23 protein-coding genes and 1 tRNA gene are annotated in these 20,585 nt (G+C 43.9%); 6 read left to right on the top strand and 18 right to left on the bottom strand.

The window, feature by feature from the left end; translation table 11 throughout:
- Positions 1-38: 38 nt before the first annotated feature.
- The 6 genes from ptsP to aroA form a co-directional block, all read right to left on the bottom strand.
- A complete protein-coding gene (ptsP, locus tag ACWNM1_RS25275; protein WP_042187321.1) occupies positions 39-1,808 on the bottom strand; it encodes a phosphoenolpyruvate--protein phosphotransferase in 1,770 nt (589 codons plus the stop codon).
- Entirely contained in the window at positions 1,805-3,691 is a 1,887-nt protein-coding gene (locus tag ACWNM1_RS25270; RefSeq protein WP_449603098.1) for a glucose PTS transporter subunit IIA, read from the bottom strand. Before ACWNM1_RS25270 ends, ptsP begins: the two co-directional genes overlap by 4 nt.
- Positions 3,692-4,209: 518 nt before the next feature.
- The gene (locus ACWNM1_RS25265) at positions 4,210-4,533 is read right to left on the bottom strand and encodes a hypothetical protein (RefSeq protein WP_449603097.1); all 324 of its coding nucleotides are present in this window, start codon (positions 4,531-4,533) and stop codon (positions 4,210-4,212) included.
- A gap of 82 nt (positions 4,534-4,615) precedes the next feature.
- Positions 4,616-4,825 carry a hypothetical protein gene (locus ACWNM1_RS25260; protein ID WP_449603096.1) on the bottom strand — a complete coding sequence of 70 codons (210 nt, stop codon included), beginning with the start codon at positions 4,823-4,825 and terminating at the stop codon, positions 4,616-4,618.
- A gap of 418 nt (positions 4,826-5,243) precedes the next feature.
- Complete coding sequence (locus ACWNM1_RS25255; protein ID WP_449603095.1) at positions 5,244-5,678, bottom strand: CoA-binding protein; 435 nt, start codon at positions 5,676-5,678, stop codon at positions 5,244-5,246.
- A 75-nt stretch (positions 5,679-5,753) separates the two neighbouring features.
- Positions 5,754-7,046, bottom strand: coding sequence for a 3-phosphoshikimate 1-carboxyvinyltransferase (gene aroA, locus ACWNM1_RS25250; protein ID WP_449603094.1), 1,293 nt, complete (start codon positions 7,044-7,046; stop codon positions 5,754-5,756).
- 109 nt (positions 7,047-7,155) lie between these two features.
- Between aroA and ACWNM1_RS25245 the strand changes: the two genes are divergently transcribed.
- Positions 7,156-7,461: a rhodanese-like domain-containing protein gene (locus ACWNM1_RS25245; protein WP_449603093.1), complete on the top strand. Its 306-nt coding sequence runs from the start codon at positions 7,156-7,158 to the stop codon at positions 7,459-7,461.
- A gap of 4 nt (positions 7,462-7,465) precedes the next feature.
- Here ACWNM1_RS25245 and ACWNM1_RS25240 read toward each other — a convergent pair whose 3' ends face one another.
- The 4 genes from ACWNM1_RS25240 to ACWNM1_RS25225 all read right to left on the bottom strand — a co-directional run bounded on the left by ACWNM1_RS25240 (position 7,466) and on the right by ACWNM1_RS25225 (position 12,142).
- On the bottom strand, positions 7,466-8,014 hold the full coding sequence (locus ACWNM1_RS25240) for a shikimate kinase (protein ID WP_449603092.1): 549 nt from the start codon (positions 8,012-8,014) through the stop codon (positions 7,466-7,468).
- A gap of 271 nt (positions 8,015-8,285) precedes the next feature.
- Positions 8,286-9,701: an NADP-dependent phosphogluconate dehydrogenase gene (gene gndA, locus ACWNM1_RS25235; protein WP_042187305.1), complete on the bottom strand. Its 1,416-nt coding sequence runs from the start codon at positions 9,699-9,701 to the stop codon at positions 8,286-8,288.
- Positions 9,702-9,967: 266 nt separating this feature from the next.
- Complete coding sequence (locus ACWNM1_RS25230; RefSeq protein ID WP_042187304.1) at positions 9,968-10,564, bottom strand: hypothetical protein; 597 nt, start codon at positions 10,562-10,564, stop codon at positions 9,968-9,970.
- Positions 10,565-10,852: 288 nt separating this feature from the next.
- Entirely contained in the window at positions 10,853-12,142 is a 1,290-nt protein-coding gene (locus tag ACWNM1_RS25225) for an MFS transporter (RefSeq protein WP_449603091.1), read from the bottom strand.
- 96 nt (positions 12,143-12,238) lie between these two features.
- Here ACWNM1_RS25225 and ACWNM1_RS25220 point away from each other — a divergent pair, with 96 nt between their 5' ends.
- Positions 12,239-13,714, top strand: a complete 1,476-nt coding sequence (locus tag ACWNM1_RS25220) for an aminotransferase class I/II-fold pyridoxal phosphate-dependent enzyme (protein WP_449603090.1) — start codon at positions 12,239-12,241, stop codon at positions 13,712-13,714.
- A 130-nt stretch (positions 13,715-13,844) separates the two neighbouring features.
- Here ACWNM1_RS25220 and ACWNM1_RS25215 read toward each other — a convergent pair whose 3' ends face one another.
- Positions 13,845-14,156 carry a DUF1292 domain-containing protein gene (locus ACWNM1_RS25215; RefSeq protein WP_042187300.1) on the bottom strand — a complete coding sequence of 104 codons (312 nt, stop codon included), beginning with the start codon at positions 14,154-14,156 and terminating at the stop codon, positions 13,845-13,847.
- 80 nt (positions 14,157-14,236) lie between these two features.
- The gene (locus ACWNM1_RS25210) at positions 14,237-14,791 is read right to left on the bottom strand and encodes a copper amine oxidase (protein ID WP_042187298.1); all 555 of its coding nucleotides are present in this window, start codon (positions 14,789-14,791) and stop codon (positions 14,237-14,239) included.
- A gap of 165 nt (positions 14,792-14,956) precedes the next feature.
- Here ACWNM1_RS25210 and ACWNM1_RS25205 point away from each other — a divergent pair, with 165 nt between their 5' ends.
- Complete coding sequence (locus ACWNM1_RS25205; protein ID WP_449603089.1) at positions 14,957-15,694, top strand: MBL fold metallo-hydrolase; 738 nt, start codon at positions 14,957-14,959, stop codon at positions 15,692-15,694.
- Positions 15,695-15,758: 64 nt separating this feature from the next.
- Here the strand turns inward: ACWNM1_RS25205 and ACWNM1_RS25200 are convergent, their stop codons facing one another.
- The 4 genes from ACWNM1_RS25200 to ACWNM1_RS25185 all read right to left on the bottom strand — a co-directional run bounded on the left by ACWNM1_RS25200 (position 15,759) and on the right by ACWNM1_RS25185 (position 18,025).
- Positions 15,759-15,998 (bottom strand): DUF3892 domain-containing protein, encoded by a 240-nt coding sequence (locus ACWNM1_RS25200; RefSeq protein WP_042187294.1) that lies wholly within the window; start codon positions 15,996-15,998, stop codon positions 15,759-15,761.
- Positions 15,999-16,083: 85 nt separating this feature from the next.
- A complete protein-coding gene (locus ACWNM1_RS25195; RefSeq protein ID WP_449603088.1) occupies positions 16,084-16,527 on the bottom strand; it encodes a GNAT family N-acetyltransferase in 444 nt (147 codons plus the stop codon).
- Between the two features lie 104 nt (positions 16,528-16,631).
- A complete protein-coding gene (locus ACWNM1_RS25190) occupies positions 16,632-16,844 on the bottom strand; it encodes a hypothetical protein (protein ID WP_076282950.1) in 213 nt (70 codons plus the stop codon).
- A gap of 104 nt (positions 16,845-16,948) precedes the next feature.
- Complete coding sequence (locus ACWNM1_RS25185; protein ID WP_449603087.1) at positions 16,949-18,025, bottom strand: site-2 protease family protein; 1,077 nt, start codon at positions 18,023-18,025, stop codon at positions 16,949-16,951.
- 328 nt (positions 18,026-18,353) lie between these two features.
- On the opposite strand from ACWNM1_RS25185, the gene ACWNM1_RS25180 reads away from it, so the two are divergent.
- The 3 genes from ACWNM1_RS25180 (at position 18,354) to ACWNM1_RS25170 (ending at position 19,657) form a co-directional block, all read left to right on the top strand.
- On the top strand, positions 18,354-18,656 hold the full coding sequence (locus ACWNM1_RS25180; RefSeq protein ID WP_042187286.1) for a hypothetical protein: 303 nt from the start codon (positions 18,354-18,356) through the stop codon (positions 18,654-18,656).
- 131 nt (positions 18,657-18,787) lie between these two features.
- Positions 18,788-18,859 (top strand) — tRNA-Val (locus ACWNM1_RS25175).
- Positions 18,860-19,216: 357 nt separating this feature from the next.
- Entirely contained in the window at positions 19,217-19,657 is a 441-nt protein-coding gene (locus tag ACWNM1_RS25170) for a hypothetical protein (protein ID WP_449603086.1), read from the top strand.
- 252 nt (positions 19,658-19,909) lie between these two features.
- Here ACWNM1_RS25170 and ACWNM1_RS25165 read toward each other — a convergent pair whose 3' ends face one another.
- Positions 19,910-20,185: a hypothetical protein gene (locus ACWNM1_RS25165; protein WP_449603085.1), complete on the bottom strand. Its 276-nt coding sequence runs from the start codon at positions 20,183-20,185 to the stop codon at positions 19,910-19,912.
- A 48-nt stretch (positions 20,186-20,233) separates the two neighbouring features.
- Positions 20,234-20,434 (bottom strand): hypothetical protein, encoded by a 201-nt coding sequence (locus ACWNM1_RS25160; RefSeq protein ID WP_449603084.1) that lies wholly within the window; start codon positions 20,432-20,434, stop codon positions 20,234-20,236.
- Between the last annotated feature and the right edge of the window lie 151 nt (positions 20,435-20,585).

The following is a 20,585-nucleotide window of genomic DNA, read 5'->3' as shown; positions in this document are numbered from 1 at the left end:
GAACCTTGATGTGGACTTGATGATGTAGCGCTTGATCACTATGAAGAAGCTTTCTCCTTTGTTTCCACGCTCGTTCCAAGCGTAATACCGCTTTTCTGAGCATAAGCACTTAGGATTTCTTCCGTTTCCGAGCTTGTACGATGATGGAAGCAAGCTTTGGCAACCCTTGTAGCGTCTATAGCCAGTGTATTCAGGGTACGGTGTTTAACCTTCAGCAGTGCCTGTGGCGACATGCTTAGATCACTAATCCCTAACTCCAGCCAAAGTGGCAAAGAACGCTCATCTGCCGCCATTTCACCACATACACTAATATCTATTTTTGCATTACGCGCTGCTTCTACAGTCATACGGATCATTCGCAGAACCGCTGGGTGATAGGGATGATACATGTGCGCAATTTGTTCATTCATTCGGTCTACGGCTAGTACATATTGCACCAAATCGTTCGTACCTATACTGAAAAAATCAACTTCCTCCGCCAGTAAATCCGCAATCATAACCGCAGCTGGAACTTCAATCATAATACCGACTGGAATATTCCGATTAAACGGTATGCCCCGTAGCTCCAGTTCAGCCTTCACTTCTTCCAGTACAGCTTTTGCTGCTTGTACTTCTTCTACGGAAGATATCATAGGGAACATTAGCTTTACATTCCCATACGCACTCGCCCGCAAAATGGCTGTTAGTTGAGTTTTGAACATATCTTGTCGATTCAAGCTGATTCGAATGGCACGATAGCCAAGGAACGGATTCTGCTCTTCTGGCAGCTGGAAGTAATCCAGATGCTTGTCCCCGCCTATATCCAGCGAACGGATCACAACCATATTGCTGCCTACCTTCTCGACAACCTGTTTATACACTTCGAATTGTTCATCCTCCGTCGGAAAAGAACTGCGATCCATATAAAGAAACTCTGTACGGAATAGACCTACACCCTCGGCTCCATACTTGAGCGCTAAATTCAGTTCTTTGACGGAGCTGATATTACCGGCCAATCGCAGGTTAACGCCATCTTTAGTGACGGCATCGACTGTAGCAAGCAGTTCCAGTTGTTCTTTCTTTTTATGCTGCTTATTCCGAAGAGAAACATATTCATTGATCGTTACCTCATCAGGATGAATTTGCACAGATCCGGTGTCTCCGTCTATCACGAGCATGTCTCCGGTCTGAATTGGGTTAGATAAATTATTCTCCAAACCTGCTACGAGCGGAATGCCCAGCGCACGAGCCATAATGGAGGAATGTGAGGTTTTACCGCCCATCATAGTAACAATACCTAGAACATAAGTTGGGTTCAAGTGAGCTAACTGGGAAGGAGACAACTCCTTCGCCACGAGAATATACGGCTGTGTATCCGATGGCAGCGTGACCTCAGGAGCACCTAAAAGATGCTTTAACAGACGGTTACCGACATCCTTGATATCCACCGCCCGCTCCTTCATGTATTCATCATCCAGCAGATCAAACATCGCTACAAAATGATCAATTGCTTCCTTAACAGCCACTTCCGCCGCCTTATATTGGCGTTCAATAATCCCCCGGATTTCGCTCATAAACACCGGATCATCCAAAATCGCCAGATGAGCATCAAAAATGCTGGATTCCTCCGGACCGACTACTTCTCTGAATTCTTTTTTGATGAATTCAATCTCGTCCTTAGAGGTACGGATACCTTCGTATAAACGCTCAAACTCCTTAGCTAGATCCACTGGGTTCACTTGTGTGTCTGGTAAACTCCACTCCCAGTTCGGTAAGACAAAGGCCTTCCCGATAGCTACACCTGCTGCTGCGCCTATGCCTTGTATCATCCTTCTATCCCTCCAACGTTACTTTCATGTAAGACTACGGACATTACTGAAGATTGCCCCTTTTTAACATTTTTAAATGGAGCATAACTCCATGATTTTACTCGATCAGGATTCGTAATCACCATTGGTGTAGCCAGTGAAGCTGCATGCTCACGCAAATAAGCGAGGTCGAATTTAACAAGCAATTGACCTGGTTCCACACTGTCGCCTTCTTTTACAACAGCCTCAAATGGCCCTTTAAGCTGCGAAGTGTCGATCCCTATATGCATAAGTACCTCCAGCCCTTCCGGCGTAGCAATACCAACGGCATGCATTGTAGGATAGACATGCATAACCTTCCCGAATACAGGCGAAGTAAGCTCCCCTTTTTCCGGCAAAAATGCAACTCCATCACCCACTAGCTTCGCTGCAAAGATGTGATCCGGCACTTCCTCAATGGGCATCATTCTACCCTGCATAGGAGAACTGAACAGCACCTGCGGTAAATCACGAAGCATTAGCTTATTAATCTCCTCGCGGATCAACTCTGAATACGTACCAAATACTACCTGGACATTCCCGCCACCGAGCTTGATAATCCCAGCGGAACCAAGACCTTTAAGCGCCCCTGTATCTATATATCGATCATTATGGACGGTTAGCCTCAAACGAGTGATACAGGATTGTACTTGTACGATATTCTCCTTCCCACCAAGCGCCTCCAAAATCAGTGGTGCCTGATAAGGGATGTTGCCTGCCCAATCACCAAGTTCAGAACCTTCTTCACGCCCTGGTGTCGGGATCTGAAAACGGCGAATCGCCCAGCGGAACAAATTATAATACACAATCCCATAACCAATACCGATCGGAATCAAGAGCCAAGCCCTCTGTGACAGATGCAAATTCAAAAAGAAGTCAATCGCTCCTGCCGAATAAGAGAAGCCGTGATGAATTCCCAGCATATAGGTCAGTACCATAGCGAGGCCAGACATTACTGTATGTATCGCGAATAAATACGGAGAAGCAAACAAAAACGCGAATTCAATCTGCTCCGAAACCCCGGTCAGAAAACAGACCAAAGCCGCTCGCATGAAAGTCTTTTTAATCTTAGGCTTCAAGTCCTCGCGCGCTTCCTGAATAATAGCAAAAGCAATGGCTGGTAGTGCGAACATCATAATTGGAAACAAACCCGCCATAAATATGCCCGCCGTAGGATCGCCTGCAAAAAAACGTGGCAAATCCCCCTGAACGACAGTGCTACCATCAGGAGTTGTAAAGTTTCCAAACTGAAACCAAAACACATTGTTGAGAATATGGTGAAGACCGAAGGCTGTTAGTACTCTATATAGCACTCCATAAATAAAAACGCCAAATCCGCCTGTCTGCAATATCCCTTGAAAAAGATCATCCAGTCCTCTTTGCAGCAGTGGAGAGATCCCTAACATCACCCATGCAAAGCCAGCCGAAAACAATCCCATGAAGAGCAAAACAAAACGCGAACCTCCAAAAAACTGTATCGCCTCTGGAAGCTTGATATTTTTGAATCGGTTTTGAGCGATACCGGCAACTACACCCAGCAAAATTCCGATAAGTGTTGCAGGTTGTACAAGCCCGTCTCCCATATGGGTAACAATCCGGTCGTAAGTGAACATTCCAGCCAGTGCTGCAAGACCCGCCGTTCCAGCTTGATTGGATAATCCCCATGCTACACCCACAGCGAACAAATAAGGCATAAAATAAAAGATTCCTTGCCCAGCGTATGTAGCCACTTCGGATACCGAAGAAAGTCCCCATGCAGACCAAGGTAAGCTGCCCAAACTAAGCAAAATGGCTGCCGCCGGCAGTACCATGGTAGGAAGCATTATGGCTCTGCCCAATTGCTGCAATGATCCGAGCCAATTCAAGGCTACCCTCTCCTTTCTTTCTATATTGAATGGTAAGCGCTGCGGGGGTTTTTGTCAAAATAAACTGAAGGAAAAGATCAGGGTATATTTAAAACAAATACACTCTCACTCCACAATAAAATCACCTGGAAACACAATTCTCTGGGCTCAGGATTCCAAAGCACTAAAGCAAACAACACTAAAGTTGGTTAAAACCGATAAAAAGTTACTCCGTATGAATATGCATCTGATAATGCTTCAAGTGAATGAGTCATATCTATTGAATTAATTTTTGTCTGCTGACGGAGTCTCTTTCTTTTGCTGCCGCTGATTATAAAAGAAGTTAATTGTACTTTGTGCAACTATTTATATCCTAGAAGCACTGAAATCCATATAAGTGTACTTTGTGCAATTATTTTTAATAACTTCACCCTTTTTCTTACCTTTGGAATGTAATAAGTGTACAAAGTACAACTAAACCACATTAGAATAGAAATATTTTAGAAATAGTTGTATATAGTGCAATTATTCTACCACTCCTACCATATTTGATCTGGTCGCATAGCTTTCACCTCGTATTGTCGAACCCGTTCTCCCGTAATTACAGGCTTTATTAGTCCCTTCTCACATAAAGATTGCAACAATCTGCGCGCCGTTCGAAAGTTAATGCAGAAATGGGTGGTCACATCTTTTGGACGGATCGCCCTACCCAGTCGCCAAGCCAACCGTAGAACCTCCTTCTCCTCAGACAAAATATCCACGCCTGCAGATTTGCGCGCCAAATGAGGTGCCAGCACCAATTGCAAAAGCATCCGGCACACCTCGGGGCGGTGCTGAAGATCATCAACAGAAAAATGAATCATTTTCCACCTCATTCCGGTCAGAAAAGTATCCCGATTAACTGCATAGTTAAATCTCTCGCGGTCCATGTCCTTCACATGGCTTTCAGTCCAGAAACTGAGATTTACGGTTCCAGTCGTACACTTCGTATTCTGGATGCAAATCATCAAAGCTCTCAAACAATGGCCACCATACATTCTGCAAGAACAACTTCTCCGCATAATTATGTCCTCTAACCAGCCTCCCCCTTCTTTCTCCTGATCTTTCAGTCAAGTGCTTGTTAATGAACATACCATGTGCTTCTTCAAATTCCATTATGGTATCCTCCCCTATAAAAATAAAAAAACGCCCTTCACCGCAAATCATGCGGATAAAGGACGTTCTTCGTCTAACTTCAGTATAACAAGCTCAGTTAGTGATTTGCATTAGAAATTGCACAGTCTGTGCAGCCAATCGTAATCAAACGATCCTTTTGATCTTGGCTGTTCTTTAACATTAAAGTTGCAACTACTTCAGCGCTAAAAAATTTAGTTCGCTGGTTTGTTAGTTCGTTCTTTTGTCTGTCGACTCGTATGCTCGCCGGTTCATTGTTCTCTCGTTGTTGGTTCGTTTGTCGGCACGTAAGCTCGTCAGTTCATCGTTTGCCCGTTCGTCGGTTCGTTCGAAATCCCTTGACACACGCTCTGATCATCACTTTTTTCAATAGTCAGATAAAGTGTTGAACTATCGAACCTTATGCCCGACTTCGCCCATGCATCGTGATCGCTTCTTCCACCTTGATACAACGGTCCATAATCGCCGTCATACCGTGCTCAGCGGCGATTTCAGCAGCTTCCTGGCTGATTATACCCTGCTGAAGCCAGAGCACACGTGCGCCGATTTCAGCGGCCTCCTGTGCGACCTTTGCGCAGTATTCGCTTCGACGGAACACATTAACAATGTCCACCGGCTCTGGAATTTCCGCTAACGTATGATAGCACTTTTCTCCCAGTATTTCACCATCAACCAATGGGTTTACAGGAATGATCCGATATCCCCGACTTTGCATAGCACCCGCGACCATATAGGAGGTACGGTCTGTTTTGTCAGACAGGCCAACAACTGCAATATTACCAGCAGAAGCAAGGATATCCCCGATCTGTTCCCGACTTGGATTCTCAAAGCTCATACATAGTGCCCCTTTCCATAGTTACACTTTATGATCCTTATTTAACTGAAGCTAAATTCGCTAGCTCTCTTACTTCTATTGTACCCACTCCACATTCGCACCAAGCGCACGCAGGTGATCAAAGTATTGCGGATACGACTTAGCGACATGGTGAGCATCCTTGATCAATAGTGGTTTACGCGCTCGTAAACCTACTACTGACAGCGCCATAATTACACGGTGGTCGTAATGCGCGTTAATGGTCACACCACCTTCGACGCCTTCAGGCATGCCGTGAACGATAATTTCATCGCGGCGCTCCTCAACATTGGCTCCTGCACGAGTCAATTCTGCCAAGTAATCAGTTATACGATCACATTCCTTATACCGAAGGTTCTCAACGTTATAGAATCGTGAAGTGCCTTCAGCAAATACGGCAGCAGCTACCATAGCCAGCACTGCATCGGTGGCAGCATCTCCGTCGAATTCAACAGCTTTTAGAACGCCGTTCCCTTGTACGTGAACTGTTCCATCTTTATGAGTAAGCGGTACTTCCATCATACGCAACACATCAACAATGGCTCTTTCTCCCTGCTTACTCTGCTCCATAAGCCGATGTACCTTAACATCTGACTTTGTCACAGCAGCAGCCGCAAGAATAGCCGCAGAGCCAGGATAGTCACCTTGAACGGTATACGTTTTTGCCGCATAGGCTTGACGACCTGGCACTTTAAAGGACATATAATCATCCGCCGCATGAACTACAATTCCAGCCTGCTCCAGTACTTCTAGTGTCTGACCTACGACAACCTTTGATTTCAAATCATCAAGGACAATAATTTCACTATCTTCATCAAGCAATGGTGTCAAGAATAATAGAGCACTTAGGAACTGGGAGCTGACAGCACCCGAAACTGTAATTCTACCCCCAACAGGTTTGCCTCCGCGGATCGTGATCGGCAACTTACCTTCATTATGCTCTACCTTCACACCAAGCTGTTCTAGAGACACGATCAGGTCGTCATGTGGACGTTTGCCCAATGAGTCAGGATACGTGTTTACGAATGTAACTTCAGGGCTCAGCGCAGCAACAGCCATTAGAAAACGTAGTACTGCTCCAGCATTCCCCACATTAAGTTCCTTAATATCCTTAGGTTTGCGACCAAAGCCTTGAATCACAATCTTCTCATCATCTTCCGTGAGTACAGCTCCCAAATCTGCAATACAACGACGGATGGCATCGCTATCTTCACTATGTGCCGGATGATAAATCGTACTTACGCCTTCTGACAATGCGGCAACCAGCAAATAACGAGTGGTATAGTTTTTGGAAGAGAGGGCCCCAAATTCTCCTTGCAGGGATGGCGTTGGCCTAACAATAACGTCCATAATATAAACTCTCCTTAGTAGATATAGTTGTATGTAGTGCTCGTTTGACAGGGTATTCCATGCTTGTGATATCATTAAACCATTCTTCTGATGAAAAGAGGTCACAACCATGCATAATGTTCCACAAATTACACCGCAAGAATTGCGGCAGTGTCTAGAGACAGGGGAAGACCTTGTACTCATCGACGTTCGTGAAGACGAAGAGGTTGCCTTCGGGATGATTCCCGGTGCACAGCATATCCCCATGGGAGAAATTCCACACCGCACTGAGGATATTCCAAGTGATGCTAAAGTGATCTTCATCTGCCGTTCCGGCGCTCGAAGCCAGCGTGTCTGCGAATATCTACAGCAGTTTGGCATTCAAGCTACAAATTTAAACGGCGGTATGATTGAATGGAATGAAACACTCTCTTAAAAGCTCAGCCGCGGTAATGCATTAAAATATATTGCGACACTTCTGCCGCTGTCAGTCCCGTTGTATCGACCGTGTAATGCGCGAACAGGTAAGCTTCATGACGGTCTTCCATGATACGTCTAACCCGTTCTTCTGCATTGCCGGCGAGCAGCGGACGATTCTGATCTCCACTAACGCGGGCAATAATCTCTTCTTCTGTTGCCGTTAGCGCAACCACATGCCCTTTACTCAGCATTAAATCTGTATTCCCCGGCGCCAATACCGCGCCACCACCAGTAGATATTAATTTATTCTCAGATTCTAGCATACGCTTTAGTACTGCTGTTTCCACGCTTCGAAAGTAATGCTCTCCATCTTCCGCGAAAATTTCTGCAATACTTCGGCCTTCAGTTTCAACAATGACATGATCTAGATCAACCAGCTCGTATCCCAGTTCCTCGGCCAAAATAGCGCCTACTGTTGACTTCCCAGTTGCCATCATCCCTACTAAAATAATGTTCTTATTTCTTTGGTCTTCGTTGAACTTTTTAAATTCTTCTGTATCCCCAGCCATGTCTATCCTCCAACCGCGATATTTGTCATATCATAACACAGGGTCAAAACATTAGACAATCTGCTTCACATAGTAAATACACATCAAAACTTCAACAAAAATGGCCCGAAAGCCCCCCCCATTTCTGGTGAAGCAATTCGGGCCACTTTTTTAAAATATAAGAAAGTACAAGTTTCATGTTATACAATAACCTTATATTTCTCGCATAAACGCTTCTACCGTCCTTTAGGGACGCCGAAGGCGTTATTACTTATAACCGTAACAAACTAAATTATTCAGCTGACATCCAGTTGTGGTGGAAGACGCCTTCTTTGTCTACACGTTTGAACGTATGTGCGCCGAAGTAATCGCGTTGAGCCTGAAGCAGGTTCGCAGGCAGTCTTTCTGTACGATAGCTATCATAGTAAGCCAATGCGCTGGAGAATCCAGGTACTGGAACACCCATCGTTACAGCTGAAGCGATTACTTTACGCCATGCGGATTGGTAATTGTCCATAACATCCTTGAAGAAAGGATCAAGCAATAGGTTCTTAAGATCTGCATTGTTCTCGTAAGCATCCGTAATGTTTTGTAGGAAACGGGAACGGATAATACAGCCACCGCGCCAAATTTTAGCCAACTCGCCATATTTCAGATCCCAACCGTATTCGTCGGAAGCTACGCGAAGTTGAGCGAAACCTTGAGCATAGGATACGATTTTACTTGCAAACAATGCTTTACGCACGTTCTCGATGAATTCAGCTTTGTCACCATCAAATGGTGTAGCTTCTGGTCCGTTAAGCACTTTGCTTGCTTCTACGCGCTCATCCTTCATTGCAGAGAGGAAGCGTGAGAATACGGATTCGGTAATCATGGACAAAGGTACACCAAGATCCAGTGAGCTTTGGCTTGTCCATTTACCAGTTCCCTTTTGGCCAGCGGAATCAAGGATCACGTCAACCATTGGTTTACCAGTTTCTTCATCATACTGAGCAAAAATATCTGTAGTAATCTCGATCAGGTAGCTGTCGAGCTCACCGCTATTCCACTCTTTGAAAATGTTGTGAAGTTCTTTTGCATCCAGACCTAGAACGTCTTTGAGCAGCTGGTAAGCTTCACAGATCAATTGCATATCACCATATTCGATACCGTTGTGCACCATTTTAACATAGTGTCCCGCACCGTCTGGTCCGATATATGTACAGCAAGGCTCACCGTTAACTTTAGCTGAGATTGCAGTTAGGATTGGTTCAACTAGCTTATACGCGCTTTCTTGACCGCCAGGCATAATGGAAGGACCTTTAAGTGCTCCTTCTTCTCCGCCGGAAACGCCAGTACCGACAAAGCGGAAACCTTTTTCTTCCAGATATTTACTGCGACGAACCGTATCAGGGAAATAAGCATTTCCTCCGTCGATAATAATGTCGCCTTGATCAAGATGCGGCAACAGTTGCTCGATGGTAGCATCAGTAGCTTTACCAGCTTGAACCATGATCAGAATTTTGCGCGGTGTTTCCAGCGAAGCTACAAATTCCTCAACGGAAAATGTGCCTACGAGGTTTTTACCTTCCGCCTCAGCAAGAAGATCATGAGTCTTCTCCGGTGAGCGGTTAAACACGGATACGGAAAAACCTTTGCTTTCGATATTTAGAGCCAAATTCTTGCCCATTACCGCCAAGCCAATAACGCCGATTTGTTGTTTTGCCATCTGGTCCTCCACCCTTTGCACCCTATATTTTTGGGAAATCCATTTCTCGCAGTATAAGAATACCACCCTTTATCAGAGACAGCAAAGCCTGCCCTGCGAATAAAGATCAAATTCATCGACAAAATCATTGCCAATATGAAAATGATCACAATGACTATTTTAACGTTTTTAGCGCCAGAAGTGAACCCCTGTCTGCAAGTTCTCAAACAAATCTAAGACACCCCGAAATTCGGGGCGCCTCTAAGAAACTTATTTCGGCACCTTGTTTACCATTCTAACATATACAATTCCTTCGTCAAAAAGGTAAGCTGAGCTCGGCATTTCTCCGCGCGAATCATATCCTCAGCCTTAAGTGCATCATTTAATCGATCCAGCTGCTCATCCACTTCAATCCTGCGCTGGCGAATTCGTTCCTCTCCTTCAACAGAATAATAGAGCTTGGTCAGCTCCTCATCTGTGAGCATAGGACCCTTCTGGTATAAGACTCGCTGCTGATAACCCGAGATTTCGACAAGACGAATCACTTCGCCGAACAAAATATTTTCAATAATAATCTGACGGTCCCGGAAGCGCTTTACAATGGCATGGCCTCGCATGTCCCCAATTAACTTCTCCATCCATTCTGACAAGCGAGCATCACGAATCATATAGTCACCCACGAGTTTATAGCCATCTTTGATCCTTTGAAAACGTAATTTCACCAGCTTACGACCCGTACGGACCGAAATCACAAAAACCTGTTCGTTCTCGCTCCAATATAGGGAATAACCTTTTTGAATCAAATCCTTGATCAGGTCCTGGATATGCTGTCTGTCGAAACGCAGCTCCAGGTTACAATACTCGACCTCGTCGTTTTTGTTCACGGCACTCCCCCCTAACTACTTCACATCTGCAAAGCCAACTCAATTATTGAATTCTTGATTATTTATGGCTGCCGGACCTCTTCAAGTAGTAGTTACTTTTGCGTTCGTCTTAGTCTTATTTTATACTTCAGTTTATGTAGCGGTAACTTGGTTTATTGACTATTTTTACCCGCAACAGACTTTCTCCAAACGCTGATTGAGTTTTTATTTCTTTTAGCCCTTTTAATTCCTAAAAAAAAGCCGCTGACAACTAATTCTCAGGTTGTCAGCGGCTTTTCACATCTAAGGTCAACTAGTTTTAAATTTCAACTTCGTTCTGTGTACAATTAGTAAATGCAGCCCAAAGAGTATCAACATTACAATTGCACTCATCAGAAACGGAACACCGTGACCTACATGGTCCCATAGTCTCCCTGATATCACTGGTCCTGCCACCATCCCTGAGCCTTGCAAGGTCAAGAAAAGCCCCCACACAGTCCCTCGTTCCCCCTTAGGCACTTGCTTAGCCAGAAAGGCATTCCATGCTGGGAGAATAAGAGCGTAACTTATACCGACCAATGCCACCGCGATAAAAGCAAGCGGGAGCCAGCGTACCTGTGAGAACAGAGCAAGGGAAAAGGCGGCGAGCAAAAAGCCAATGTTCAGAAACACAGTTGTTCCTATTCTGTCTACCAGCTTGCCTGCTGGAATTAGAGCGAGCACCGTAATCCCACCACCGGCAATCAGAAGTAGGCTAAACTGATTTGGACTAACATGCAACTCCGTACGTGCAAACAAGGTAACTACTGGGGTCATCAAGCCAATGGCAAAAGCCTGAAGAAATAAGGCTGGATATAGTAGGCGACTGACTTTAAGCGTCGTTCTGACCTGATGAAGTGTTCTTTTTATACTTTCTAATGGACTGATTTTTTTACGCTCAATAGCTCCGCCGAGCCCCTGCATGTCCCTTACAACTGCATGAGTGCCATTTGACGAGATTCTTTTAGGTAGAAATAGGGCAACTACAACTACTACAGCAGCACACCCTAGCAGGACCAAAAAGGCTACACGATAGCTTTGTCCACCCTGATCCATCAAAAAATTCACTACGATCGGACCGATTCCCGTTCCTGCGAGCGATGCCATCTCTACAGCACCCATAGCTGCACCACTGCTGCCGCTTTTAGTAGATCCTGCCAATTCCGTTATTCCGGTCATCACACAAGGCCAAAGCGGGGATGTCCCGATCCCAAGAATAAGACAGGCAATCGAGAGCGTAACTGCTGTTTTGGCATATATTATCATTCCAACAGCTACTAGGATCAACAACAAGGCACTTGTCATGGTCCAGCGAAATCCTATGCGCTCCATAACCCAGCCAGAAGGACTGCGGAATAGATTATCCCCCAAATACTGGAGTGCAAAGGCAAAGCCTACTACCGTAACAGATAGACCCAAAATATTCTCCATATATACGGGTAACAAAGCGACAAGTAGCGACCCTTTAACAAACTCAACTAAAAAAATAATTACCCACATCTCCATGATAAATGGCGACGTCAAACTGATATGTGTACGTTGCGCAGCTTTTGTGGACATTCTATCACATCCAAATCCTAGTATTCTGTAGATTGTTTTGTTATACTGATGCTTGCCTTAAATTTTAATATTCGCGAAAGGTTGTGACAGCATTAAATGAATCAACACCGTACTCCCCTCTTCACAGCTTTAAAAAAGCATGCCGCCGGCAATCCCGTTCAATTTCATATCCCGGGGCATAAGAAGGGGCTAGGAACCGATGCCGAATTCCGTGAGTTTATCGGCGATAACGCTCTATCCATCGATCTAATCAACATCGCACCGCTTGATGATCTACATCAGCCAACTGGAGTAATCCAGGAAGCTCAGAAGCTGGCTGCGAAGGCTTTCGGCGCCGACTATACGTATTTTAGCGTACAGGGCACGAGCAATGCCATCATGACGATGATCCTCTCTGTCTGCTCACCGGGTGATAAAATAATTGTGCCGCGCAACATTCACAAATCAGTGATGTCGGCCATTATCTTCTCCGGAGCCAAGCCTGTGTTTGTCTCGCCTGTTCAGGATGAGAATCTCGGGATAGATCACGGCATAACGACCAGTTCGCTGGAACGAGCGTTAAGGCGTCATCCAGACGCCAAAGGAGTTCTAGTAATCAATCCCACGTACTTCGGTATATGCGCCGACCTGCGTTCGATTGTCGACCTGGCTCACCGTTACGGTGTACCCGTATTGGTGGACGAGGCACATGGAGTACTGATTCATTTTCATGAGGATCTGCCGGTATCGGCCATGCAGGCCGGAGCGGACATAGCTGCCACCAGTGTGCATAAACTTGGCGGCTCCATGACGCAAAGCTCGGTACTGAATCTTAATGCTAAGACGGGTCTGATTAACCCGCAACGGGTACAGACCATTATGAGCATGCTGACTACAACATCCACCTCATATATTTTATTAGCGTCTTTGGATACATCAAGACGTAATCTCGCGCTTAACGGTCATGAGATGGCGGAAAGAACCATCAGACTGTCCAACTACGCACGCGATACGATCAATACGATCGAAGGCCTGTACAGCTTTGGAAAAGAGATCCTTGGGACAGAAGCAACATTTGATCATGACCCAACTAAACTCAACATTCATGTGCGCCATTTAGGGATCACAGGATACGAAACCGAAAACTGGCTGCGCGAGAAGTACAACATCGAAGTAGAACTAAGTGACATGTATAATATTCTTTGCCTTATTACCCCAGGTGATACCCAAGAATCAGTAGATAAATTATTAGCTGCACTTCGGGTGTTGTCCGCCATTCATTACAGCAAGGGTGAAATCTACGAACTTAAGGTTCAGGTTCCAGAAATTCCACAGCTTGCTCTGATTCCAAGGGACGCTTTTTATGCGGATACGCAGTTAGTTCCATTCCGTGAATCTGCTGGCTACATTATTGCAGAGTTTATATATGTATATCCGCCTGGAATTCCTATTCTTCTGCCTGGCGAAGTTATCACTCAGGATAACATCGATTATATTATTGACCATGTGGAGATCGGACTTCCGGTTAAAGGTCCTGAAGATCGCAGCATCACGAACATAAAAGTGATTGTAGAAGCCGATCCTATTTCCTAAGACCCATCATTTTCCTAAAAAACTTCATTCATTTATACAAAAACCCGATACCATAATAAGTATCGGGTTTCTGTATATAAACATCAACTGTCATATACACAATAGAACAGCTTAATTTAGTCGCTAAAATCTATTCTTGCTGAGCAAGCAGATTGTTGTAAGCTTCTTCAACAGCTTTCCATTCTTCTTCATCTTCGATATTGTACAATACCATTTCTTCGTCTTCTTCTTCCATACGCAGAATAATGCCATCCGCTTCAGGATTTTCCTTTTCTAACAGCAGCGCGTATAGTTTCTCACCGATGTCGAAAGTTTCAACCAATACCATTTCAACATCTTCGCCCTGCTCGTTCGTCAAGGTCAGCACAAACTCCTCGTGCTCATGGTCGTGATCATGCCCGCAACCGCATGCTTCACCATGCTCATGTTTGTGATCGCTCATTGTAATACCTCACTTTGAATTGTATTATCCTACATCTGGTATACTACCACGTTAGATTAGTTCAGGTCAATTTAGAACCCTTAATTAAGAGCTGTAATTACCTTTTCTGACACAAGAACGTAATCCGCATTTTTGGAAGCCTTCATGTAGAAGCCTACCCGATATTTGCCCGTTTCTTTAAAATCATAAGTAAACTCCGAGGTCGGAAACCAGAAGTTATCCTTCTGCGAGCCTTCAAGCTCCTGCGACTGAATATCCTTAACATTACCAGATGGGTCCGTTATGGCTACTTTTACAGCTGAAACCTCTTCTGTTAAACTATCTACCTGGGTTAATATTTTAATCTTAAGCTTGCCTACGTTTACGTTACCAAAGACCGTATTATCCTTAAAAAGAACAATATGAACATTAGGCTTAAGAATCGTCACTTTTCCAGATCCATCCCAATTCACTACCCCGCCCGCTTCTCTAGCGGGAATATATGTTTTTCCATCAATCAAATAACCGCCGTCTACAATTTCCGTCCCGTTGTTCCATACCCTGATTTTCTTACTCACAGAATCGGCGAACAATAAGGAGCCACCCATCAAGGAAAAAGCAAACACACATAAAGTGACTTTTTTCCATCTATTCATTTGAAACCCTCCAAATAATTCATGCTATTAATGTATACTTACTTTGTCTCAGCAAGTTGCGCTAATTGTAGGTAAATATTTCATTCATCTTCCGAAAAATGATATTATGTACTTGTTCAAAGTTGATATATTTAGCTAACAGCGATTTCAGGAGGGTACTTTCTTATGAGTCTGAGCCTACAAATGCTAGGAACTGGCAATGCTTTTGCAAAAAACTATTTTAACAATAATGGCTTGCTACTAGCTGATGATTATACCCTACTGATTGATTGCGGGATTACTGCCCCACTTGCCATACATACCATCGGGAAATCCTTCAGTGACGTTAACGCTACTCTAATTACGCATATTCATGCGGACCATGTTGGAGGTCTGGAAGAGCTAGCACTTACGCTAAAACACGTATACGGGAAAACAATGAGATTACATTTACCAGAGACGCTTGTTGAGCCACTTTGGAACAACACCTTAAAGGGTGGATTATATCAAAAAGATGCAGTAGCCTCCCTGACCGATATCTTCGAGGTTACATCTATGAAACCCGGAATTACGTACAAGCTCGCGCCTTCTCTTTCGCTCGAGATCATACATACGCCGCATATTCCTGGCAAAGATAGCTATTCCCTTCTAATAAATAATGAGATTTTCTACAGCGCAGATATGACTTTTCAACCGGATCTACTTATAAGCCTTGTCCGTGAGCGCGGCATCCGAATGATTCTACATGACTGTCAGCTTGGTGGATCAGGTGTTGTTCACACCACACTGGAGGAGTTAATGTCTTTACCTGAAGATGTTCGACGTATCATCAAGCTCATGCATTATAGCGATGAACAACCTCAATTCGTCGGGCTTACTGGAGAGATGGAGTTTATTGAGCAGCATGTAATTTATAAACTCTGATTAGGATTAAAAAAAGACCGTACATTGACGTCTGATGACGTATGTACGGTCTTTACCTTTAGAACTATGAGAAACTCGGAAGATTATCCAAATTGTTGGTTGGATCCCCATCCGCGTCGCCGCGAATATAAGTTCCTCCGTCTTTACCTTTAAAAGCATTCACTCCGGCAATATTTCCGGCCTGTACTTCTTGAAGCGCTTGATCATACGCCAGGACACGTCCTGTAGAGGTCTGGAAACTGGTTAAATCTCCGTCTCCATTTTTCTGTACAGCTACGAAACTTTCGCGTTCGTTATTTGGCACTTCAACTCGCCCCTTGCTCTTGGATTTGCCATCATATGGCACATCCTAGCTTGCGTAATGAGACGGTAAATTATGTGTGCAAATCTTAAAGCGTTTTCTGCATCCGTACATGTAGAATACCTGCGTCATAAAAAGGTTCCGTTGAAATCACTTCATATCCTAGCTTCTTGTAGAAATTCTCAGCTTGGCACTGTGCATCAAGAATCGAAGCTTCCAGTCCAAGTTCCCGAGCAAGCTCTTCCATAGCTAGCAACAGAACACGTCCGTATCCTTTGACTCGATAATCTTTCAGTACGGCGATACGCTGCATTTTGGCTGTACCTGTTTTGTAATAAATCAATCTTCCTGTAGCCACAGGTACACCTTCATCTATAATTAGAATATGGTGCGCATTCGGACCGATAACATCGTATTCATCAATTTCTTCCTCAGCCGGTACCATCTGTTCCTCTACAAATACTTTGGTACGAATATCCAGCCCCATTTGAAGCTGTTCCTCTGTAGTTACCCGTAAGATTTCTGCCGCCATGTTAGTCCCAAACTCCTCTCTCTATATATCCAACGATAGTTGTCTATTATATAAAAATATGACTAGAAAGAAAAGCCTGAGCATGAGAAATCGTCTTCTACGCTCTAATCTGCAGAATATACTTCTTCAGGAATCGAACGATTGTATGTGTCTTGCATCACTGGTGACAATGGAGGGTACTGACCTTTCGGCTTTCCATCTAGGTTAGTCATTTCTTTGATTTCCATGACTTTTGTTGGCTTCGCCTCGGAACATCCTCCCAAAACCATCAGCAACAGCAGACAAACGCCGACTTCCCATTTCAAAAATTTAGGCATGGTTTTACTCCTTTCACCGTTCAACTGCGGTTATTCTCATTACAGCTTTGACGGTTCATGAGTTTTATAAACCATTGGATCACTTCATTGCCCGATTCTAACCCTTATAGATTCACATTTCCAACGACATGGACCATATACATCATTCCTGCCAGAAAGCCAGCTAATACAAAATAAGCGATACCGTATTTCCAGCGTGAGCTAGCCGGTACATCGTAATACTTATCGTTCTCATAGACCGAATAGCTGATATCACAATTCATCTTAAGATGAAGCCCATTCTCTAAGGTCACAGGCTCTAGCTGCGAGATACGTACCTTTTCAATGATGCATTGCTGCGGAAGCGTAGCTCTACCAATGTAGTTCAGTTGATCCCATCTCACCCCTACATACTGCTGTCTTTCCAAATCACTGTAAGTAGTAAAAGGTAAATCTCTTCTATGCTCTGGTCCTGGAATCATGTAGCCTGCATCTCTAAGTGGCTCTACTGGAATTAAGAAACTCTTCGTTACAGAATAAAGGCGATTGTTAGTGCGTCTCTTGACATATTTGTTATACAAATCGTAAGCAAATAACGCCCAAATAATAAAGAACAAGATCGAACGCATATAGATGATGATGGCTAAACCACCCACAAGCCCCACAAGCCACAACCAACGCGTCACCGCGGTTGCAATACGGCCACCGTCAAGCGGGTGAATCGGCAGCAGATTGATCAGATTAAGAAAAAAACCTATATAAGCCAAGGAATAGAGAAGTGGACTATCCATGTAATAAGCCGCCCCAAAAACGGCTGTAGCTCCAATGGTTCCTAAGATCGGACCACCAAAAGCAATATAAGCTTCTGTCTGGGCATCCAGCGGCTGTTTCTTCATTGTAATTAAAGCTCCCAAAAACGGTATAAATAGCGGAGCGCTGACTGGAAGCCCGATCCGCTTCGCTGCTATTACATGTCCTAATTCATGGACTAGCAAGAGCAGGACAAAGCCCACGGCAAACCCCCACGGGTAAATCAAAGCATACGCCCATATTGAAATCATCATTGATATTAACGGCCCGGCAATTTTACCTATTTTCAGAAGAGACAAAATCGCCTTTCCTTTAAACAGGAGCATCGCCGCCCCGCCCCCCAACCATTTCCATGACGTGGAAGAATCCTTTTTCTTCTCATTTTGCGGCAAGATCTCAAGCTCCTTTTTGTTTCAATTTTTATCTAACTGCTGTACATTACCCTCCATTTTATCATAAGCGCTTAAGGAGTATTTCCATAAAAAAGCACTTGGCTAAGTATACGAGGCAACTTTTAGAATCGTTTCAACGTCAAACAAACAGATAATGTATAATTTTTACTATTATTCAAGGGAAGAAAGTGATTCCGCTCCAATACATAACCACCACCTCACACAAAATAACCCGAATTTTATGGTTACCCTATAGGCTAACGCCGTGAACGTTATAGGCTACGAACCATAGACTGTTATCAGGGTTATTCAATTGAGGAGGTTATTTATGGATACAAATGCAAATTTACATCAACAGGTCAGTTGGAATTGTATGAACAAATACGTAGGTATTACAACGACTGACGGTCAGTCCTTTGATGGCTTTATTGCCCATGTAGATCAAAACTATGTTACTCTTGCGGTTCCTAGCAACGAAATGGTAGAACGTTTAAACGGAATGCCCACACACGAATCGGCGTATAGACAATTTGGCTTCCGGCCTGGCTTTTTCCCAAGACGTCGCTTCTTTCCACGACGCATCCCTTTTTTCGGTATAAGCGATATATTTCTACTCCCGTTCTTTATCTGACGGTGCTCATGGGGATGGAGCGGCATCCCCTTTTCTTATTATTTTAAAGACTATGTAAACTATCATCCCTATAGATTGTAAAAAAAGAATTGCCATCCTACTCTATCGTATGGTATTATGAAATTCGTCGCAGGACGGTAGCTCAGCGGGAGAGCACTATCTTGACAGGGTAGGGGTCATGGGTTCGAACCCCATCCGTCCTATACTGCAATATTTAGAAAGCCCTTATTGTATAAGGGTTTTTCTTTTTTTCGATCATCGGTGTCGCTCTATAAATTTGCGAATCTTGCTCTTGGGGACGAATTGGGGACGAAATTTTTCTTCCCATAAAAAATGGCTACCTTTTTCATCAACTCAGAAGCCCTCTCAATTACTTTAATAAATGTAAGAAGAAAATAAAAGAAATCCAATTCTAACGATATCGTAAATACCCCCAGTAAAGTCACTGACGGGTTTTATTTATCTAGACCGGACCTATTAATTATTTTTGAATATATACAAGCATTCGATCCTTCCTCTCATAAAATATAGTATCTTATAAGAGAGGTTAGGTGTATTTAATGAGTATTCAGTTTTTGGATATGCGCATTTCACAGACTAGTGTAGTGGATACACCTGGTATTGATTTGGTCCGTTCGGGTGCAATTTTCGGTGACATTGGACTCCAAACCTCTAGTGTTACACCTGCAAATGCAAACTTAGTAAGAGTCACATTAAATGCTTATGTAAGGCTTAGTGTTGATGTTAGCGTTATAGTTCAAAACGATGTTACTTTTAGCATTTACCGCAATAATGTATTAATTTTTAGTACAACCTACCCAGGAAACATTAATAATACTGTGACCCAATATGAGATGGTAGGAATAACCGCCGTAGACTTTCCTCCGGCTAGTGATGTGCTTTCAGGCCAAATTCAATATACTATCATTGCATCAGCTATTAGAACTGCAACTCTAGGAGCACGAAGTTTTAGTGGGATTGCAGTAGCAGGTAATGGATAAATAATAATTGTTCAACGTAGTGTCCCCGGAAACTTCGGGGATTTTTTTTAACCCATTAGATGACCTTTAAGAATCCCACCAAGCTCATTAGTATATTTAGTCAATCTTAAGCTTATTTCGGTGCGCATCACATCTCGAGTTATTCCAAATCGTTCCTGATATCCCCGGCAAAAGATTTTTAATACGTGATAAATTCATCTTGCTCATCTTCGCCAGCAATTTGATGTTCCGCTGCTTCAGCTCTTTCTACAGTCAATAGGTATCCTGCATGATCCTGCACTGTATGGCTTCGCCAGCCATCAAAAGGGTACGTTTCAGTATGCTGCTACTGGAGTGTTCGAGCTCCTTCAGGATCTTGCCGACCATTGTATCTATGTAGGGAAGCAAAATGAGGTCTCGAACCATCGTTCGTTCCTCCGTAGTTATTATTTCATCCGGGTTCTCACGCTGTTGTTCCTCGTACTGCTCAACATGCTCGGTCATGATCATTTTCGTTTTCGAGCGTTCATTACCGCCCAATTTGGTCACAGTGACCCCTCCTAATAATAAAGCCAGTAATCAATATTAGTACCGCCTCTACCATTCGTTCTCCGTGCCTTGTTGTGGCGTTTTTTCGTACGGCACGTTCCGTTCCCAATTATCGATAATAATTGTTGTCTCGATAGGCGTAGACACATCCCAAACTATATAATGCTCCGCAGACAACACCTTAAACCCCTTAATTATCTCCGCCGGGCAGCGTCCGCTCAATCGTCCTAACTCTTTGATGTTGGGCATCCGCCTAAAATGATATCTAAACTGCGATATAATCCGCAGCGTAGACAATAGCTGTGCCAGTGACCACGCTTATTGACGATCTTATGTCCTGCTGCCTTAATTAATAGAATAGTATTGTGGTGTTTCTTCGAAGTGTAACGTAGTGCTTTAA

Source organism: Paenibacillus sp. Marseille-Q9583 (assembly GCF_976954365.1).
The sequence above is the reverse complement of the archived record's forward strand: the minus strand, read 5'-3'. Positions and strand labels throughout refer to the sequence as shown.

Bases quoted from the DNA above. Each gene is read 5' to 3' on its own strand.
- ptsP (WP_042187321.1), bottom strand. From the start codon at position 1,808: ATGATACAAGGCATAGGCGCAGCAGCAGGTGTAGCTATCGGGAAGGCC.
- ACWNM1_RS25210 (WP_042187298.1), bottom strand. From the start codon at position 14,791: ATGAATAGATGGAAAAAAGTCACTTTATGTGTGTTTGCTTTTTCCTTG.
- ACWNM1_RS25240 (WP_449603092.1), bottom strand. From the start codon at position 8,014: ATGGCTGGGGATACAGAAGAATTTAAAAAGTTCAACGAAGACCAAAGA.
- ACWNM1_RS25170 (WP_449603086.1), top strand. From the start codon at position 19,217: ATGAGTATTCAGTTTTTGGATATGCGCATTTCACAGACTAGTGTAGTG.
- aroA (WP_449603094.1), bottom strand. From the start codon at position 7,046: ATGGACGTTATTGTTAGGCCAACGCCATCCCTGCAAGGAGAATTTGGG.
- ACWNM1_RS25205 (WP_449603089.1), top strand. From the start codon at position 14,957: ATGAGTCTGAGCCTACAAATGCTAGGAACTGGCAATGCTTTTGCAAAA.
- ACWNM1_RS25260 (WP_449603096.1), bottom strand. From the start codon at position 4,825: ATGGAATTTGAAGAAGCACATGGTATGTTCATTAACAAGCACTTGACT.
- ACWNM1_RS25225 (WP_449603091.1), bottom strand. From the start codon at position 12,142: ATGTCCACAAAAGCTGCGCAACGTACACATATCAGTTTGACGTCGCCA.
- ACWNM1_RS25265 (WP_449603097.1), bottom strand. From the start codon at position 4,533: ATGATTCATTTTTCTGTTGATGATCTTCAGCACCGCCCCGAGGTGTGC.
- ACWNM1_RS25195 (WP_449603088.1), bottom strand. From the start codon at position 16,527: ATGGCGGCAGAAATCTTACGGGTAACTACAGAGGAACAGCTTCAAATG.
- ACWNM1_RS25160 (WP_449603084.1), bottom strand. From the start codon at position 20,434: ATGCCCAACATCAAAGAGTTAGGACGATTGAGCGGACGCTGCCCGGCG.
- ACWNM1_RS25180 (WP_042187286.1), top strand. From the start codon at position 18,354: ATGGATACAAATGCAAATTTACATCAACAGGTCAGTTGGAATTGTATG.
- ACWNM1_RS25190 (WP_076282950.1), bottom strand. From the start codon at position 16,844: ATGCCTAAATTTTTGAAATGGGAAGTCGGCGTTTGTCTGCTGTTGCTG.
- ACWNM1_RS25215 (WP_042187300.1), bottom strand. From the start codon at position 14,156: ATGAGCGATCACAAACATGAGCATGGTGAAGCATGCGGTTGCGGGCAT.
- ACWNM1_RS25255 (WP_449603095.1), bottom strand. From the start codon at position 5,678: ATGAGCTTTGAGAATCCAAGTCGGGAACAGATCGGGGATATCCTTGCT.
- ACWNM1_RS25245 (WP_449603093.1), top strand. From the start codon at position 7,156: ATGCATAATGTTCCACAAATTACACCGCAAGAATTGCGGCAGTGTCTA.
- gndA (WP_042187305.1), bottom strand. From the start codon at position 9,701: ATGGCAAAACAACAAATCGGCGTTATTGGCTTGGCGGTAATGGGCAAG.
- ACWNM1_RS25220 (WP_449603090.1), top strand. From the start codon at position 12,239: ATGAATCAACACCGTACTCCCCTCTTCACAGCTTTAAAAAAGCATGCC.